Consider the following 19,082-nt stretch of genomic DNA (forward strand, 5'->3'; position numbering starts at 1 on the left):
GCTCACGGCCGTCTACTCGATTGGCCGTAGTATTTTTTATTCTTTACTTCCAATTATTATAGTTCTACTAATCTGTAACACAAGCTCAATTTCCATTCTTAATATTTCCATATTTTTTGTAGTTGGAACAAATGGAATTGCTTTAGTTTCATCAAAATCTGGATTTGAATGAACTATAGAGCACCTTACAGAGTAGATTCGTTTTGTTAAGTTTCCAAAGAAGTTTGAGTCAGTGCTAAAATCAATTTTAGGTAGCTTTAGGGTCTTCGAGCATTCAAGTGTTGCTTCAGTTTCGAAATGGTCAATTATTCCTAAATTGTTTAGTTGTTCAGCTAATTCTTCTCTAGTAATAAATTGTCTTAATACCCGCTCAACTTTGATTTTGTCAGATGTGTATCTGTCACTTTCCTTTTTGAAAAAGTTAATTGCTTGGTTAACGTAATGGTTTGTTTTTGTGTGAAAGTCAGGTTTAAGAAGTAGCTTCTTTAAATAATCCGAGACAACATAGTATGCACTTTTATCAGAAAAGTATTCAATTACGTGATAATAACATATGAACTTGAATGGCAAATAATCTACTTTCTCACCAATATGGAAGTACTCAATTAGTTCAGGGATATATTTTTTATAGACTAAATTAATTTGTTCTGAAGGTAGTTCGCTGAACTGGTCATTTCTTCTAAAATATCTTCTGGTAAGGGAGTCAATGTTTATTGTTTCAAACCCAAGTCCATAAGTGTACTCAATATCGAAAAGAACTGAATTCAAAATGTTTCTTGTGTCGTTCTCAATTCCTTCCCCTGTTATTTTATCATAGTTGTCAATTTGGATAATTAACGGTGCTCTCCTAGAATACCTTCTTGCTCCTCGAAGAATTTGACTATACTTTGATATCAAATCATCAGATGTTGCTAGTTTCAAGGAAATGTCGAGTTCATTTTTAAAATAGTTCAACTTTATTTTGATAATCTCTTTACCTTCTTCATCTCGGTCAATACCACGAAAACTACGATATGAAACTGTTGATAATACAATTTGAATTGATGAATCGGAATAAGTCCCAATGAAGTCACTATACAGATATGGTGCTTTCTCCAAAAGTTCCTTTAACACGTCTACATCTGATTCTTCTCGAATCAAGAAGTCTATGGATTCCTTTTCTTTTAATCCGTGTACAAGGTACATTGTCCGAATCTCTTCGTCAGGATATTGAACTTTTCTCTCTTCAATACTAAGGGAATATTCAGTTTTTAGTTGTTCTATCTGTTCTTTCATTTTTTCATATTACGGCCAACGTGTTTGTGTATGATTAGTGGCTTGCTTAAGCACCTAATTTAGCAAATAAAAACTGAATAGAAAATCCGCGAGGATTTTCGTAAATAGACGAGAACCAGCCATTAATTATACACGGTGTTGGCAACTGGCTTTTATTCTTCATCAAATCTTGATATATCAGTGATTTCTGCAAAAACTTCTCGATTTACATTTGTCTCAACTTGAATATCTAACTCTTTTTCTCCTTTTTTACCAGGTTTAATCGTAATCGGAATTACGTATTTGGGTAAATCCTCTTTATTTTTCGCATTTCCTAAAACCTTTTCTACAATATCATCTCCAAACTCTAAATCCATTCCAAATAAATATCTGTAAGTAAATTGATATGAAAATGGAATTGAGAATTTCTCTAAGCTATCAGTTTTTGATTTCAAGTGGATAGCTGTATTAATTGGTAAAGCAGAAGTATTGGTAGAAGGGATTTTCGGCAATATTCCAGAGCCAGAACTGCTTGCACTATCAATTCCTGTTGGTGCTAAATTTGACATATAACCATAATTGTAGAGTAAAAGTCTTGCTGAAGGTGCATTTGAATAAATAGTTTCTAATTGAGGTAATTTTATAGCGCTGTATTCATTCGTTCCCTCATATCTTCTTTTAGCTTCAAGAAATGCAACACCTTTAATAGAATCTCCGTCTTTGTAGGTGATGTCTAAAACGAAAGCTATATCTCCGTAGTTGGTTTCAATTTTACCTTTTTGTTTAAAGGCTTTTATGAATATATTATTAAACGTAGTGAGATATTCAACTTGAGAATAGTTCAATGATTTAATTGCAACTAAAATTCTCCGAGTTATATAATCTTCATCCCAATCAGTCGGATAAGCATCTTGAATTTCTTCTTGAATTCTCTCTTCTAAAATCTGACAGAATTTTTGAAGTTTCATTCTTTTCAACGTGTATGGTCTTAAGTATCTCATTTTTTTCAGCTTGTTGCCAACGTTGTATAACGCTCAAAAAAGTGAACGATATATTTCCAATAATTTATCAAAAGTGAGCGATAGCCAACTAAATATGGTGTATAACGCTCACTTTTTAAAGCTATAGGTTGATATCCAAATTGTCTAATGGTGATTGTATTTTCTCCCATCCTTTGTGTGTTATATGTGTATAAATTTCTGTGGTCTTACTGGAGTTATGACCAAGCAATACTTGGATATATCTAATATCAACTCCCTTTTCAAGTAAGTGGGTTGCAAAACTGTGTCGTAATGAATGCAACGTTACTCCCTTGTTAGTCTTAGTTTTTTGTAGAGCTTTTGAAAAAACACTTCTTAGACTTGTTGAACTATATTGTCCTCCCGTCTGACCTTCAAATAAATATTCCTTCGGTCGATATTTTTTAAAGTATTGTCGGAGTACGTCAAGGGCCTTTTGCGAGAGAATGGTTACTCTATCTTTTTTGCCTTTTCCCCCTCTTACAAATACACGCATTTGTTCGCTGTCGATATCAGTTATTTTTAGGTTAATCAATTCACCTGCTCTTAATCCGGAGCTATAAACCATCAGCAACATTGCCTTGTGCTTAAGGTTATGCACCGCATTGAGGATTGAAGCCACTTCTTTTTCAGTCAGTACTTTGGGGAGTTTAAATTCCTTAATGGGTCTTTCTATATGATAGTAACCCCTGTCTCGCCCTAGTACTTTTTCAAAATAGAACTTGATGGAATTTATATATTGGTTTTGGCTGCTTGTAGAAACCTTCTTTTGCTTTACCAAATAGGTTTGAAACGTCATTACCTCTTTATCGCCAAGCTTCTCGGGGGCAATGTCTGGAAAGTAATTAACGAACTGTTCAAAAAGTGAAATGTAGGTTTGAATAGTGTTGGGGCTGTAACGCCTTCGCTCGAGCTGCTCCAGATATTCTTTCGGGACTTTAGATTTCTCCTTTAGAATTGATGGTTTTGGATCAACCATTTCTTGCAGATTGAAAACTTGCTCTAGCCTTTCTTTTTGCCCTGGTGTAAATGGGAATAGCCAAACTTTAAATTCAGGATTCCAGTGACCCTTGAGCTTTTTGGCCTTTTTAATAAGCTCGCTATTGTATGGTATAGCAATGCCATAAAAAGACTTTCCTTCGATATGGATTGACTCAAGTTTCATTGTGTGTTTTTCAATTTAGCAAAAAACAGAAAAACCAACCTAATTGCTCAAGTTGGTTTCTACAATCTACTATCTAATATCTAGACTCTAGCTTCGCTCCGCCACCCAATTCTTAGCATTGATAAAGGCTTGAATCCATGGGCTCAGTACATCTGCTTTTTGCTCTGCCGAGTAATTTCTCTAGTTCCTAGGGAGGTTACAATAGTGCTCTTGTTAGACTTGATTGAAAGGGTGTTTTTTGAACAACTAGGTATTTCTACCTCTTTTTTCTTTTGGCTTTTTCAGCTCTCAAAATCTGCCTCATTCCCCTTCAAATTTGATTCATCAAAGGCTTTTGTATTCGGGCTTAGCCCCCAAATAATGTCCTCCATAGATGAATCGGTGGACGCCTAACCAGAACATTTAAACCAACATTCAAATGAAAACCTTAAAGAGAATTTTACCGCTCATGTTAGCGGTGTTTATTGTATGCTTTGCCTGCCAAAATGAGGATGGGATTCCTTCTAATTCGCCAGGTTCCGTTCAATTCAGTTTGGGCGAACTTAACTCAGGTAGCCGGGGAGCTGCAGCGCAAGAAAGTGAGTTGACAGATGCCCGAGCACTTGTTGTAACCGTCAAAGATGATCAGGGTAATATTATCTATGATCAGGAGCAAATTGAAGTCTTTAACTTCTCAGGGACCATGGTAGGAGCACCACTTTCCTTAAATCCCGGACATTATCAACTGACCGAGTTTTTGGTGCTGGACGAGCAGGGAGCCGTAATATTTGCTACGCCAATAGAAGGGTCAGCATATGATCACCTGGTCAATGACCCATTGCCGATTGATTTTGCGGTTACTACCGATGAAACGACTACAGTAGTGCCAGAAGTGATCAGTACCGAAGAATTCACACCGGATGATTTTGGATATGTGAGTTTCCGGTTTACTCTGGTAGAACATTTCAATTTCCTAATTGCTGCTTTCGCATTCGATGATGTGAGCCAGACTATTCAACTCACAACAGCCACTCTTACAGTCTTCGACCAAGCTTCCGGCAATCAGTTATATACTACAGAATTGGGAGCCAATACAAATTCAATTGCAATTAGAGATGGGTTCGATTACAGATTGCTCATTGAGAAATCAGGATATCAATCGGTTGAAATTAATTATGCGAATAGTGAGTTAAAGGCCTTTGCCGTTATCCCTATGGAAGTGATTCTACAGTTGAACAACTCAGCGCCTTCCATGAGTTTTATTAATAGCGGGCAAGCTTTCAGTGTTGAATTGGGAACCAGCGTTAACACTGGAGATTTGGACGGTGATGGAGATTTGGATCTGTTTATTACCAGAACCAATGGCCATCCCACCGAAGTTCTGTTGAACGATGGCAGTGGCAATTATTCCAACGGAGATAACCTTGGGACCTTAAATGTAATTGATGCTGCTCTTGGTGATTTGGATGGTGATGGTGATCTAGATGCCTTTATGGTTCAATGGAGTGAACAACCGAATTTGGTTTGGTTCAATGACGGTAACGGGAATTTTACCGATAGCGGTCAAACTCTTGGTAATTCAGCAACAAGTCGGGTAGAACTAGCAGATCTAGACAATGATGGTGACCTGGATGCCATAGTAGTGGATTACTATAACCTCCCAATCCTTATAAATGATGGGACTGGCATTTTTACCGAGGTAGGTATGATTACCGGAAGTATGGCGGCCAACGACATTTCAATTGGAGACCTTAATGGAGATGGCAGTCTTAATGTATTCGTAGCGAACTCAAATCCAACCTCGGGTCTGGCTGATTTGGTTTACTTAAATGATGGTAATGCTAACTTTACTAACAGTGGTCAATCTCTGGGGAACGATAGAAGCATGAGAGTGCATTTGGCCGATCTGGATGGTGACTCTGACCTTGATGCATTGATTGGTGGTCACGACCAGGGGAGTACAGTTTGGTTAAACAATGGTTCTGGCATGTTCAATAACAGTGGTCAATCACTGAGCAGTTTGAGAGTTACAGAGATCATCTTAAAAGACTTTGACTTGGATGGAGACATAGATGTATTTACGGTATCAGAAAATAACCAGCCTCATATACTTTATTGGAACGATGGCGCAGGTAATCTAACCAATAGTGGAATTTCGTTTGGAAACTTTAGTAGTGGAAGCGCAACTTCTGGAGACTTTGATGGCGATGGTGACCTTGATTTGTTTGTTACCAACGGCAATTTTGTCTCAGACATACTCTGGCTAGGAGAGCAGAACTAGTCAACTAGTAAATCCAATTTTAGAATATTAATTCCGGTCTGGGTAAGCACTCAGACCGGTTTCGTTTAATCCGGTTTGGGCCAACGCATTAAGCCCATGATACCTTGTCGCCAATGAAAAAAGTATCTCCATCTCCACTTGCAGGTACTTTTGGCTGATGTAGGTATTTATGCTCATTTTCTTTATTGAGGCTTTTCAGCGCTCTAGAGACCCGTCAATCTATTACAATTTTGATCTGTTGAAACCTCTCATCAGCCTTATTAGGGACTTTAATCAAGATTTTGGATTAATGACCTAGGGGTTGGTCGATTGGGAGTAATTCACAAAACCAGACCAAAATGAGAAAACTGAAAAACCTGGCATATGCCGTTATTTTAATAACAGTTACGCTGTTCGCTTGTGATGATGAACTGTCTCCGGACAAATCCATTCAGGGCTCTGTTCAGCTTGGTATTTCAACACCCAATAACCAGCGTGGAGGTGCCAATTCAGAAAACAATATGGCATTGGCCAGAACAATCGTACTGACTTTGATCGATCAGGAAGGCAGCCCAATATATAATCAGAAGCATTTAAGCTTGATAAACCATAATGGTGCTTTAATGGCTGAACCAATTACGTTGAACCCTGGCAATTACCAACTCACGGAGTTTTTGGTATTAGATGAAAAGGGTAATGTGATTTATGCCACACCCATTAAAGGATCTGATTTAGATCATTTGGTTAGTAAACCACTACCCATTGACATTTCAATTTCACCCAATGAAATAACCCGTGTCATTCCTGAGGTGATTGAGATTAAAGATTTTACCCTAGACGATTTGGGCTATGCTTCTTTCCAATTTTCAGTAGTAGAATATTTTACCTTTCGGGTAACAGCTTTTGTTTATGATGAATCAACTAAAGAGGTTGAGCTTTCTACTGCCGGTATTGCAGTTTATGAAGCCGGAACCAACAACAAACTGTATGAGGGAGAATTAATTGACAAAACCAATCGGGTTGCTATAGTGGATGGGTATGATTACGAATTGATTTTTGAAAAAGCAGGCTATCAGACTCTAAAACTCAACTTTAGTAATCAAGAACTAAAATCCTACTCCATTGAGGAATTGAAGGTAATTCTATATAAGAAAGAAGAGGAAGGCTTGCCCTCCACGAACTTTGTGGAAAGTGGTCAGATTTTCAATTCTTCAGGAATAGAAGTGGTCTCTGGTGATCTGGATAATGATGGTGACTTGGATTTGTTCATGACCAGAAGTAATGGATCAGCATCGGAGGTGTGGATCAATGATGGTGCTGGAAATTTCTCGAACTCTGGTCAGTTGATAGGCAACAGCAATGCTAGTTATGTGGCCCTTGGAGACCTGGATGGCGATGGCGACTTAGATGCCTTTATAACCAACACGGATAATCAGCCCAACACAGTTTGGAGGAACGATGGAGCAGCTCATTTTACAAATAGTGGTCAGCTGCTTGGCAATTTCTCAAGCTTATTTGCAGACCTGGGCGATCTTGACGGAGACGGAGATTTGGATGTTGTGGTTGGTAGCGCTGCAGGCCAGCCAAACAATGTATGGATTAATAATGGTTCTGGGAATTTTAGTATGAGTCAGGGTTTGGGAACTACAGAAGCACATTCGTTGGATTTAGGTGATGTTGATGGAGATGGTGATCTGGACATTTTCGTGGCAAGTTTAGATCAATCTGATCAGCTATGGTTCAATGATGGTAACGGAAGCTTTACCATGAGCGGGCAATCTCTCGGGAATGGGCGCAGTGTGAAAATTGCATTGGTAGATTTAGACGGAGATGACGATCTGGATGCTTTTGTTGCCTATTATAGGTTCAATTCCGCTCAACAATTAAACAAAGTACTTTTGAATGATGGTGCTGGTAATTTTTCTGATACAGGCCAGGAGCTAGTTAGCCACAATGTAAATGGTTTAGCAATGGTTGATTTTGACCTGGATGGAGATTTGGATGCATTGACCGTTTCTTATTACTCAGAACCTTACAAATTATGGATAAATGATGGCAACGCGACTTTCATCGAAAGCGATCTACCGCTTGGGAATCATTCTTCTACTGGCTTAACAGTGGGAGACTTTGACGGTGATGGTGATCAGGATTTTTTCGTAATGCATGTGGCTTCTCCTCACATACTTTGGCTGGGAGAGCAAAACTAGGTGATAATCTTTCAGAAGGATAGTAGCCAGTTTATCCAAACCACGACTAATTGGAAACAATGATAATGAGTTTGCTAGGGAAATATACCAACGAAAAATTAGGAGCTGCTTTAGAAATCACATCGGCTTACGATGTTTATGGAGCAGGTATTGGAACATTTACTCTCAGAGGCAAAACTTATGGAATAAGCGTTCACTATAATTTCGAAAATGATTTAGGTGATCCAACCGTATTGCAACTTTGGGCACTGGATACTTGCGGATATCAATACCTGGGAGCAGCAGGATCGACCCCTACCAAAGATGGTTCCCATGGAATCGAACTTGCAGGAGGCGTTTCAACCGTAAACTCCACTGAGGGTTTTTATGGATTGTTTACTAAAACCGTTTAGATTAAAAAGTAAATAAAAAAAGGATGTCTCAAAAGCTAACCGTCATTCCCGACTCCGATCGGGAATCTCTCGAAACTGGCTCCTAAGGCCGATGGAGATTCCCAGTCAAGCTGGGAATGACGAACATGGTGGCTTTTGAGACAGCCTCTTTTTTTATACTCTCTCCGCTACCCAATTCTTAGCATTGATAAATGCCTGAATCCATGGGCTTAGAATATCCGCTTTTTGTTCGGCAGGGTAGTTAGCCCAATTCCATGGGAAGATGGAACGTTCAAAGTGTGGCATAATGGCCAAATGGCGTCCATCCTTGCTGGCCAAGCCTGCTACGTGGTAATCGGAACCGTTTGGTGAGGCAGGGTAAGCCTCATAACTGTACTTGGCAATCACGTGGTAATCGCTTTCAGCTTCAGGAAGTCGGAAACGACCTTCACCGTGCGCTACCCAAATACCTAATCTTGTACCTGATAAAGAGCCAAGCATCACAGAGTTGTTTTCTGGAACCGTAACATTCACAAAACCCGACTCAAACTTATGGGCAATGTTATGGTCTAGTTTAGGATGCACTTTGTGTTCAGGGTAAAGTAGACCCAACTCACCCATCAGCTGACAACCGTTACAAATACCCAATGAAATAGTGTCTTCACGGGCATAGAAATTATCTAGTGCTGCTTTGGCTTTTTCATTGTACAGGAATGCTCCGGCCCAGCCTTTGGCAGATCCCAGAACGTCTGAGTTAGAGAAGCCACCAACGAAGGCGATGAAATTGACATCGCTTAAATCTTCACGACCTGCAATCAGGTCGGTCATGTGTACGTCTTTCACGTCAAAACCGGCCAGGTGCATGGCGTAGGCCATTTCTCTGTCACCATTTACCCCTTTTTCACGGATAATGGCTGCCTTAATTCCTGTTGAATTCTTTCTATTCGGGTCGAGTCCGAGTGCATCGTACTGACCACTGAAACCTTCAGGGAATTTAAACTGAAGCGGTTGTTTTTTATAGTTCTCGAAACGTGTTTTTGCCAGTTCCTTGCCAGACTGTTTTTGGTCGAGAAGGTAAGAGGTTTTATACCAGGTGTCTCTTAGACTTTCTATATCGAAAAGGTAGCTCTGGGTGTTGGTTTGAATTGAAAGGATTGGCTCACCAATAGGCGCTCCAAGTTCATAATTGATTGTTCCAAGTGCTGAAAGGTTACCCACTACCTCGGCCAAATGTTCATTAGCAATTTGAAGAACTAAAGCAGGCTTTTCAGAGAAGAATACTGAAATATCGTCAGCTCCTTTGATGGTTTTTAGGTCAGCAGAAATTCCCAGGTCTACCTGAGAGAAAGTCATTTCCAATAGTGCGGTGATTAACCCGCCAGCAGATACATCGTGACCTGCCAGAACTTTTCCTTCTTTGATCAGTTGCTGAACATAGTCGAACGTAGCGGCAAATCGGGAAGCACTCTTAATGGTCGGTGCTGAGGTTCCAATTTTACCTACTATCTGTGCGAAAGATGAACCCCCTAATTTGAAGTCATCACCAGACATGTCTACATACAGCAAGGTCGACTCAAAGTTTGGTTGAAGTACCGGCTCAACCACTTGTTTCAGGTCGCTTACTTCGCCAACTGCTGAGACAATCACTGTTCCCGGAGCGTAAACCACATCGTCTTTGTATTTCTGGGTCATAGACATAGAGTCTTTTCCGGTAGGCACGTTAATGCCCAATTCGCAAACAAAGTCTGAAAGGCCTTTTACACCCGCATAGAGTCTGGCATTTTCACCGGCATTCTTCGCTGGCCACATCCAGTTGGCGGAAAGGGAAATCCCCTTAATACCATCAGAAATAGGAGCGAAGATGATGTTCGTTAACGATTCAGCTACCGAAAGCTGAGAACCAGCTACGGGATCGATCAAAGCTGAAACAGGAGCATGACCAATAGTGGTAGCAATACCTTTAATGCCTCTGTAGTCCAATGCCATTACCCCCACGTTGTTCAAAGGCAACTGAATTGGTCCGGCAGTTTGTTGCTTGGCTACACGACCTGTTACACAGCGGTCTACCTTATTGGTGAGCCAGTCTTTACAGGCCACAGCTTCCAGTTGAAGTACGGCATTCAGGTATTCCTGAAGTTTTTTGGTGTCATAAGAAACCTCAGCATACTGACTTGGAGTTGATTTATCTTCCAATACGGTTTTTGGAGATGAACCAAACATATGGGCCAGCTCCCAGTTGATGGGGTGCTCATTGGTTTCTTTGTTTTCGAACTTGAATTTATGATCTCCTGTAATGTCTCCTACCACATAAATAGGGGCTCTTTCTCTTTCGGCTACTTTTTTGAGGTAGTCAATGTCTTGTTGCTTCATTACCAGCCCCATTCTTTCCTGAGATTCATTGCCAATGATCTCCTTGTCAGATAGGGTAGGGTCTCCCACAGGTAATTTCTTTACGTCAATTACTCCTCCGGTTTCTTCTACCAGTTCGGAAAGGCAGTTGAGGTGGCCACCGGCACCATGATCGTGAATGGAAACGATTGGGTTCTTATCCATTTCGGCCATGGCTCTAACGGCATTGTAAACCCTCTTTTGCATTTCCGGATTAGAACGCTGAATGGCGTTTAGTTCTATGCCTGAGGCAAACTCTCCGGTATCGACAGAAGAAACGGCTCCACCTCCCATTCCAATGCGGTAGTTGTCGCCACCCATCACCACAATTTTATCACCTACCTCAGGGGTATCTTTCAGAGCGTCTTCTTTCTTTCCATAGCCAATACCTCCGGCCAACATAATGACCTTATCAAAGCCATGTTTTTTGCCGTTTTCCTGATGCTCAAAGGTGAGTACCGATCCGGCTATTAGAGGCTGACCAAACTTGTTGCCGAAATCGGAAGCACCGTTAGAGGCCTTGATGAGGATATCCATTGGAGTCTGATAGAGCCACTTTCGCTCCGGCATGTTGGCTTCCCAGGCTCGTCCTTCCTCCAGTCGGGAGTAAGAGGTCATATACACGGCTGTTCCAGCCAGTGGCATGGAGCCTTTGCCTCCGGCCATGCGGTCTCTTATTTCTCCGCCAGAGCCTGTAGCTGCACCATTAAAAGGTTCAACAGTTGTTGGGAAGTTATGCGTTTCGGCCTTTAGCGAAATTACCGAGTTAAAGTCTTTGGTTTCAAACCAGTCGGCCTTGTCTTGTGTTTTTTGAGCAAATTGCTCTACCACAGGGCCTTCTATAAAGGCCACGTTGTCTTTGTAGGCCGAGACTAGCTTGTTGGGGTTTTGCTCAGATGTTTTCTTGATGAGTTTAAAGAGCGAGGTAGGCATTTCCTGCCCATCGATTATAAAGACTCCATTGAATATTTTGTGTCGGCAGTGTTCGGAGTTTACCTGAGAGAAGCCAAACACTTCACCATCGGTTAGTTTGCGACCCAACTGCCGGCTCACATCGTTTAGGTAGTCAATTTCCTCATCGCTGAGCGCCAAACCCTCTTTTTGATTGTAGGTAGCAATGTCATCGATATAACGTACCGGTTCGGGTTCAATGTCTATGGTAAAAAGCGACTGATCCAGCGAGGTGTATAGTACCTGCAACATGGGGTCGAAGGCTACGTTGGCCGATTCTACCTGCTCGAATTCTTCGATACGGGAAATTCCTGAAATACCCATGTTTTGGGTAATTTCTACCGCATTGGTGCTCCACGGGGTAATCATTTCCTTGCGTGGCCCCACGTAGTATCCTTTTAATTCGGTGGCTTCTATTGTTTTGGCATTGCCAAAAAGCCAGAGGAGTTTAGGAAGGTCTTGTGGTGAGAGTGTTTCAGAAAGGCCTACAGCATAGATTTTGCCTTGTCCGGCATCAAAAAACTGAATCATTAGATCGATTGCGTTTGGGTACGAATTACCCGCGCAAAATTAGAAAAAGATTTGGGTTTAAGAACTATAAAACCGGTGGTCAACCTTTGGTTTTGCACAGAAAGGTGTTTAAAAATACTTGTACGCCATTAATGGGTGACGGGTGAAAATACCTGTTCTTCTTTTGGGGTATTCTCTACCTGTTTTTTCACTCACCAAAGGCAGAGTTTTGTCTGGCAATCAACATATGTCAGCAGAAGCCAAATTCCTGCAATACGAGTTAGCAGGGGCTTTTAAAAACGGTGTGGGTGTGATTAGATGTTTAGGTGAATTTTTCTGAATCAGACTCAATCATTGCCACTATTTTTTGCAATGACCAGCCAGCAGGGGTTATCGCCAGAGTTTCATAATTGTTTTGAGGTATGCAATGCCTCAGACAAGGACCGGACTTTGAAGGTGGCCCCTGTCTTTTTTTAAAAGGAGAGGAGATACGTAAAAATACGTGTTTAATCTTTCGGGTATTTCATCGCTTTTGATCCCTGCCTACTTCCCTCAAATTTGTATCAACAGTCAATTATTAGTCTTCTTTGGTGACTATGGAGATTTCTCTCTTCAATTATAAACACATGCCATTAAACACGCACGCTTAGGTTATTCTCTTAGACTAGCCGACACTGTTGAGAGAAATAAAAGCCCTGCTCCTAAAGAGCAGGGCTTTACCATAGAAATGATGCAGGTTTCAATAAAGAAGGCAATATATTTAGGCGGTTAATGTACAGTAGACTCACTCAGTTTTTTAAATGACACTTAAACTATCAGATCATGAAAAGAATATCTAAAGAAGCCGCCCAAAGGTTACAAGTGGGTTGGCAGCAGTTACGACAGGAGTCTATTATCTCCTCTTTTGAGGTGTTTTCCGAAGACGATGGAGAGTTTAATCGCATTACCGCCCGAGACTTTGGCCAAATTTCTAAGGAGTTTTTAGATCAATTGATGAGCCTCGATTTGGAAAGCTCTTCAGATGGTCTTTGTCTTTGCCTGGGGGTGGAAGATGATAAAGTTCAGGTGATCTGGGAAATGAGGATCAATGGCGAAAAGACATACTATCAGGGAGATGGAGATCATTTTCTGACCTACATTACTCCCAATACTACACCTACTATTCCTCGCCTGGGAGAGTCGGTTAATTATAAAAATGAGGTTTGCGCCAACTGGGCACACATTCCTTACTTCGAAATGAATGCTATCTTCTTCGTTAATCTACAAGACAAGGACAAGGGAAGCGATCTGTTTCTTGGCAGACCAAGAAGGGTTCTGAAGTTTGTGATTCCCGTAGACGATATTCTGGTGATGCGTGAGGTTTGTACGGCTGGTAAGAGTCTTCTGGTTCACTATGGTGTGAATTACGGTGACGCGGCCCGGCAAATGATTCCTTTTGTGCCTCTCGTTCAAATTTATACACCTAATAAGAATGGGTTCCTGCAAGATGACCCCGAAGCTACATACTTGGATTTTGTAGGGCCTTGTCCTCCTAATTGTCCGGATTAATTTTCTAAGTCTTTATTGCAACATAGGAAATGAGTGAGATTTTTAATGAGTCTACCCTTGATGTAATTGTAAGAGCTTACGCATGGTATTTATTTGCACCGGTAATACTGGGTTTGGTCTATAGAAATAGACTCAACAGAACTCAGAAAATTATTTTCTATGTTGCTATTCTCAGCGCACTAAACTATTGGCTTGGCTACTTTATTGCCAAGATGTTCAAGAACAATTTGTGGGTGTATCATCTCTATGTGCCACTGCTGTTCTATTTCACCTGGAAAATTTACTCGCAAGAGCTCAAAAGCTTATTTTCTGTCACTTTTTTCAGAGTGATTTTAGTCATTGCCATAGGCTTTTTTGTGGTCAATACTGTGTTCTGGCAGCCGCTTGAACAACTGCCCACATACGCTATTTTCTCCATGTGTATGGTCTTTATTATATGGTGTGTGTCGTACTATTACTCTTTGCTTAAACAAACTCAATACAGGTCGCTGGAAAGGGAGCCTCTTTTTTGGTTCAATACCGGAGTGTTATTGTATTACTCCAGTACAATACTGCTCTTTCTTCTTGTTTTCAATATTTTGAAGGCGAATACTGAAGCAAATTTTATAGCTTCCATTATGAATGCTCTTTTTAACCTCGTTTTGGTAACGGCCTACTTGATATCATTATGGGTGAGACCTCCTCAATAAGTGCTGAGCAACTTCTCATTGGTTCAATGCTCGGCATGTTCTTATTGTCTTTGAGTATTGTCATTTTCTTTGTGGTATACCAGAGAAGATTACTCAGTCAGCAACAATTGCATCAAAGAAAGGAGGCCGACTATCAAAAGCAACTGCTCAGGGCCAACTTTCAGAGTCAGGAGAAAGAAAGGAACCGCATTGGCAAAGACTTGCACGATGAGGTTGGGGCACTGCTCACAACTACTAAACTCTATTTTCAACACCTTGATCAGGCTAACCCGCCCGAGCGCTTCAATGAAGTAAAGAATAAGGCCTTCAGTCTGTTGGAAGAGAGCATGAGCACCGTAAGAAGGGTTTCACATGACCTTAGACCGGTGGTTCTGGAGCGTCTCGGATTGGTCGAAGCCATTGCCAATGTGGTGGATAAAATAAACGAAAGCGATCAGGTTTATGTCAGCTTTCACCATGCCGTATCGACCAGTATAGACGATGAGTATGCACTCAATTGGTATCGAATTGTTCAGGAGCTGATAAACAACACCCTCAAACATGCCGAGGCTTCTAATATTCGGATAGAGTTGATAACGGAAAAGGATCAGTTGATTTTGAACTACAGCGATGATGGTAAAGGGCTGGGAGCGGAAAGCGACACGGCCAATGGATTGGGTATTCAGAATATGAGAAGCCGGTTGAGTCTTATGCAAGGAGAACTGGAAATGAAAGAAAGTGAGCCTGGTTTTCAGGTTGTTCTCAAGTCAAAATTAAAACCTTAAACCAATGATAAGAGTAGCTATTGCCGATGACCATAAGCTTTTTAGAGAAGGTCTGCGCTTTTTGATGGATCAAATGGATAACCTGGAGGTGGTCTTTGAAGCGTCTAATGGTCGAGAGTTGCTAGAAACTATTGCAGAGCACCAAACCGATGTGCTCTTATTGGATCTGGATATGCCAGAAGTAGATGGATTGGAGGCTTTAAAGCAGCTAAGACCCATTCAGCCTGATTTGGGTATAATTATACTCACCATGCACAGCGATGCCAAAATGGTGGCCTATCTGATGGAGCTTGGGGCCAACAGCTACTTATTAAAAGATACTAGCCCGGAGGAATTTCAAAAAGCCATAACCAGTGTGGTTGAGGAAGGATTCTATTTCAATAAAATGGTTTCCCAGGCCATGTTGGGAGGTTTGAAGGGACAGGTGAAAAAGAAACCAAGTTTGGGCTACAGGGAGAGCCTTACTTCCAGAGAAATTGAGGTGCTGGAATTAATTTGCCAGGAGTATACAGCCAAAGAAATAGCCGAAAAACTATTCATTAGTCACCGTACAGTAGAGGGTCATCGCAAGAATCTGATCGATAAGCTTGGGGTAAAGAATACAGCCGGATTAATCGTAAAGGCTATCAAAGAAGATTTAGTGCAAGTTTAACACATTATAAGGCTTCCCTGCTTTCTGCATGGAGTTGCTTCTCCATAAAAGTACTCAGAGGGTCGTCTTCGTAGTCGCCAAACTTACCTCGAATGGAATAGCCTAATTTTTCATATAAGGCAATTGCATCTTTAGAGAAAGGGCCTGTTTCAAGACGTACCGTATGAATATTCTTTTCAATGAGTAGAGTTTCCAGTTGATGTATAATCTTTTGAGCAAGACCTCTTCTTCTTTGCGAAGGGGGAACATAAATACGCTTTAACTCGCCATAATCGGCAAAGACTTTGACGGATCCTATGGCCACAATTCGTTCATGCTCCATGGCCCCATAGAAATAGACATTCTCTTGTTGCAAAGTTTCAATACTGTCCAGATGGCAGCTGCCAGAAGGGTAGAGCCGGCTTTGGTACTCGTCAAGTTCAGCAATCAATGCTTCTGCATCTTTCGGGTTTATTCTTCTTATTTCCATAGAGAGTCGGGTGTTTGTTCTTAAACTGAACGTGGTGCCAAAAACCTGTTCAAACTAATGTATAAAACTCAATTTTATCTGTTTCAAATAAGTTCATTTTCGAAAGATAAACTTTTGATAATCTTGCTGTTGTATAGTCTTTTGGCAGTCCTTTTTGCTTTTATCTTCCGTGATTGCCTGCAAGAGCTGTAATAGCAATTTCTAACACTATGTCACTTAATGCTTTACTCCAGACTGGGGTATCGTATTTTTAAATTATTTCCTTACCTTTGCAGTCCGTTTCGGGAGAGGCGGTCTCGAGTATTCGGGAATGTTCAACAAAAATCCTTCGTTGAGTGCCCTGGGCAGCGAAAGGAGTAATCACAGGGCAGATTATCATGTCTGAAGAAAAAAAAGCACCTGAGGCAGTAGAAGAGAAAGCTACTCCTCAAGTAGAGGCCGCAGAAGCCCAAGAAGTGGCAGTAGAAGAAGCGCTAGCTTCCGATGCCAAAAAAGAATCTGCAAAAAAATCATCTGCAAAATCTCAACAAAGCCCTGAAGATTTCAATTGGGAAGACTTTGAAACCAAAGGTTTCGGTGAAGGCTATTCCAAAAAGAAAAAAGAAGAGCTTTCTGCAATGTATGAAGATACATTGAACTCTATTGAGGAGAAACAAGTGATAAAAGCCACGGTAGTTTCTGTTGGAGAAAGAGATGTTGTATTGAACATTGGCTACAAGTCTGATGGATTGGTAAGTGCCTCTGAATTTAGAGATACACCAGACCTTAAGGTAGGTGACCAAATTGAAGTTTACATTGAAGAGCAAGAAAACGCACTAGGACAATTGGTACTTTCCAGAAGAAAGGCCAAGATTGTAAGAGCCTGGGAGCTTATTCAAGATGCGCTCGACAATGATAAAGTAATTGAAGGCTATGTGAAGAGAAGAACCAAAGGAGGTCTTATTGTAGACATCTATGGCGTAGAATCATTCTTGCCGGGTTCTCAAATCGATGTGAAGCCTATCAGAGACTTCGATGTGTTCGTTGGTAAGAAAATGGAAGTAAAAGTTGTGAAAATCAACTACACCAACGACAACGTAGTAGTATCTCACAAAGTATTGATCGAAAAAGATCTTGAGCAGCAAAAAGCTGAAATCCTTGAAAACCTTGAGAAAGGCCAGGTACTGGAAGGTGTAATCAAGAACATGACCAACTTCGGTGTATTCATCGATTTGGGTGGTGTAGATGGTCTCCTTCACATTACCGATATTTCATGGGGTAGAATCAACGATCCGTCTGAGGTATTGAGCCTGGATGAGAAAGTGAACGTTGTTGTTCTCGACTTCGATGACGATAAGAAGAGAATCTCGTTGGGTATGAAGCAACTCACTGAGCACCCATGGGATAAACTCGATGCTTCTATTGAGGTAGGTTCTAAGGTGAAAGGTACAATTGTAAACGTAGCAGACTACGGTGCATTCCTTGAGCTTCTACCAGGAGTAGAAGGATTGATCCACGTTTCTGAAATGTCATGGTCTCAGCACCTGAGAAACCCACAAGACTTCATCAGCATTGGTGATGAACTTGAGGCTGTGGTGCTTACGCTTGACAGAGAAGAGAGAAAGATGTCTTTGGGTATTAAGCAACTGACTGAAGATCCTTGGACTAAGTCGGATGTATTGACCAAATATGCCGTTGGTACCAACCATACCGGTATTGTTAGAAACCTTACCAACTTCGGTCTGTTTATTGAGTTGGAAGAAGGAATCGATGGTCTTGTACACGTATCTGATCTTTCTTGGACTAAGAAAATCAAGCATCCGTCAGAGTTTGTAAAAGTTGGCGATGAGCTGGATGTTCAGGTATTGGAATTGGATATCGAGAACAGAAGATTGGCCTTGGGTCATAAGCAGTTGGAAGAGAACCCTTGGGATACTTTCGAAACAGTGTTCACTCCAGGGTCAACGCATAAGTGTACTGTTATTTCTAAGAATGACAAAGGTGCAACACTCGAATTGCCTTACGGCTTGGAAGGTGTGGCCACCAACAAGCATTTGAAGAAAGAAGACGGTTCGAACGTGGAGGTAGGAGAAACTTTAGACTTCTCAGTAATTGAGTTCTCTAAAGACGACAAGCGTATAGTTATGTCTCATACCAACATCCACAACCCTCAGGCTATTGAGAAGCCAGCCAAGAAAAAAGCAGGTTCAGGTGCCGGAAAAGTGAAGATGGCTCCTGTTGAACAAGCTACGCTTGGAGACCTCGATGCACTTTCTGCTCTTAAAGCTGAAATGGAAGACAACACCAAAAAAGCAAACGAGAAGAAAGCAGCTGAAGCCAAGAAAAAAGCAGCTAAGAAAGAGGATGCTGCCGAAGAGGCTGAGGAATCGACTGAAGAATAATCAGTTACAGAATAGATTAAAAGCATCCGCCAAAAGCGGATGCTTTTTTTATTGACATAGTTGCGCTTTTGTTGGGGCAATTGATGAATATCCCTAAATTTGCGCTTCCAAAATGTGGCACATAGGCCGAGTGATTCCGAGCAATCGGGAAGGTCTGCAAAGAGTACTTAATCTTAATGCATCCGTACACTCAGAGCCCTTGACCATTCTAATGGCGCTGTGGCCGAGTGGCTAGGCAGAGGTCTGCAAAACCTTCTACAGCGGTTCGAATCCGCTCAGCGCCTCAACAAAAAAAGGTGACCCTTCAAGGTCACCTTTTTTTGTTGGCAGTAGGAAGGCTTGAATCGTGCCGCAGGTTCGAAACCTCAATTTACAGAGCTTCGCGAGCACCTTTGAAATATTATAATAGGGGTACTTACTTAAGTCACAAGAAGTATATTTCTGAACCTTGCCGCCATTTGTGTCCTCACAAATG

14 protein-coding genes and 1 tRNA gene are annotated in these 19,082 nt (G+C 41.2%); 9 read left to right on the top strand and 6 right to left on the bottom strand.

The window, feature by feature from the left end:
* Positions 1 to 36: 36 nt before the first annotated feature.
* From B3763_RS10235 to B3763_RS10245, 3 genes are all read right to left on the bottom strand, one after another.
* Positions 37 to 1,275 (bottom strand): hypothetical protein, encoded by a 1,239-nt coding sequence (locus B3763_RS10235; RefSeq protein WP_286746211.1) that lies wholly within the window; start codon positions 1,273 to 1,275, stop codon positions 37 to 39.
* Between the two features lie 152 nt (positions 1,276 to 1,427).
* A complete protein-coding gene (locus B3763_RS10240) occupies positions 1,428 to 2,222 on the bottom strand; it encodes a hypothetical protein (protein ID WP_286746213.1) in 795 nt (264 codons plus the stop codon).
* A gap of 154 nt (positions 2,223 to 2,376) precedes the next feature.
* The gene (locus B3763_RS10245; RefSeq protein WP_286746215.1) at positions 2,377 to 3,438 is read right to left on the bottom strand and encodes a tyrosine-type recombinase/integrase; all 1,062 of its coding nucleotides are present in this window, start codon (positions 3,436 to 3,438) and stop codon (positions 2,377 to 2,379) included.
* A 418-nt stretch (positions 3,439 to 3,856) separates the two neighbouring features.
* Between B3763_RS10245 and B3763_RS10250 the strand changes: the two genes are divergently transcribed.
* The 3 genes from B3763_RS10250 (at position 3,857) to B3763_RS10260 (ending at position 8,276) form a co-directional block, all read left to right on the top strand.
* The gene (locus B3763_RS10250) at positions 3,857 to 5,698 is read left to right on the top strand and encodes an FG-GAP repeat domain-containing protein (RefSeq protein WP_286746217.1); all 1,842 of its coding nucleotides are present in this window, start codon (positions 3,857 to 3,859) and stop codon (positions 5,696 to 5,698) included.
* A 338-nt stretch (positions 5,699 to 6,036) separates the two neighbouring features.
* Positions 6,037 to 7,884 (top strand): FG-GAP repeat domain-containing protein, encoded by a 1,848-nt coding sequence (locus tag B3763_RS10255; protein WP_286746219.1) that lies wholly within the window; start codon positions 6,037 to 6,039, stop codon positions 7,882 to 7,884.
* Positions 7,885 to 7,949: 65 nt separating this feature from the next.
* Positions 7,950 to 8,276: a hypothetical protein gene (locus tag B3763_RS10260; RefSeq protein WP_286746221.1), complete on the top strand. Its 327-nt coding sequence runs from the start codon at positions 7,950 to 7,952 to the stop codon at positions 8,274 to 8,276.
* A 153-nt stretch (positions 8,277 to 8,429) separates the two neighbouring features.
* On the opposite strand, the gene purL is transcribed toward B3763_RS10260, so the two are convergent.
* Complete coding sequence (gene purL / locus B3763_RS10265; RefSeq protein WP_286746223.1) at positions 8,430 to 12,125, bottom strand: phosphoribosylformylglycinamidine synthase; 3,696 nt, start codon at positions 12,123 to 12,125, stop codon at positions 8,430 to 8,432.
* Positions 12,126 to 12,926: 801 nt separating this feature from the next.
* Here purL and B3763_RS10270 point away from each other — a divergent pair.
* From B3763_RS10270 to B3763_RS10285, 4 genes are read left to right on the top strand one after another with little or no spacing between them, the layout of a single operon-like run.
* Positions 12,927 to 13,652 (top strand): hypothetical protein, encoded by a 726-nt coding sequence (locus tag B3763_RS10270; protein WP_286746225.1) that lies wholly within the window; start codon positions 12,927 to 12,929, stop codon positions 13,650 to 13,652.
* A 29-nt stretch (positions 13,653 to 13,681) separates the two neighbouring features.
* Complete coding sequence (locus B3763_RS10275) at positions 13,682 to 14,341, top strand: hypothetical protein (RefSeq protein ID WP_189630517.1); 660 nt, start codon at positions 13,682 to 13,684, stop codon at positions 14,339 to 14,341.
* Complete coding sequence (locus tag B3763_RS10280) at positions 14,320 to 15,105, top strand: sensor histidine kinase (protein ID WP_286746226.1); 786 nt, start codon at positions 14,320 to 14,322, stop codon at positions 15,103 to 15,105. Before B3763_RS10275 ends, B3763_RS10280 begins: the two co-directional genes overlap by 22 nt.
* 4 nt (positions 15,106 to 15,109) lie before the next feature.
* Positions 15,110 to 15,757 (top strand): response regulator transcription factor, encoded by a 648-nt coding sequence (locus B3763_RS10285; protein ID WP_189630519.1) that lies wholly within the window; start codon positions 15,110 to 15,112, stop codon positions 15,755 to 15,757.
* A 4-nt stretch (positions 15,758 to 15,761) separates the two neighbouring features.
* Here the strand turns inward: B3763_RS10285 and B3763_RS10290 are convergent, their stop codons facing one another.
* Positions 15,762 to 16,226, bottom strand: coding sequence for a GNAT family N-acetyltransferase (locus tag B3763_RS10290; protein ID WP_286746229.1), 465 nt, complete (start codon positions 16,224 to 16,226; stop codon positions 15,762 to 15,764).
* Positions 16,227 to 16,603: 377 nt separating this feature from the next.
* On the opposite strand from B3763_RS10290, the gene rpsA reads away from it, so the two are divergent.
* Positions 16,604 to 18,607 carry a 30S ribosomal protein S1 gene (rpsA, locus tag B3763_RS10295; protein WP_286746231.1) on the top strand — a complete coding sequence of 668 codons (2,004 nt, stop codon included), beginning with the start codon at positions 16,604 to 16,606 and terminating at the stop codon, positions 18,605 to 18,607.
* A 213-nt stretch (positions 18,608 to 18,820) separates the two neighbouring features.
* A tRNA-Cys gene (locus B3763_RS10300) sits at positions 18,821 to 18,891 on the top strand.
* Here B3763_RS10300 and B3763_RS10305 read toward each other — a convergent pair.
* Positions 18,863 to 19,082: hypothetical protein (locus B3763_RS10305; RefSeq protein ID WP_286746233.1), on the bottom strand; the 220-nt coding region annotated here is incomplete at its 5' end. The two genes, B3763_RS10300 and B3763_RS10305, sit on opposite strands and share 29 nt — an antisense overlap.

Source organism: Roseivirga sp. UBA1976 (assembly GCF_002336325.1).
GTDB classification, from domain to species: domain Bacteria; phylum Bacteroidota; class Bacteroidia; order Cytophagales; family Cyclobacteriaceae; genus Roseivirga; species Roseivirga thermotolerans.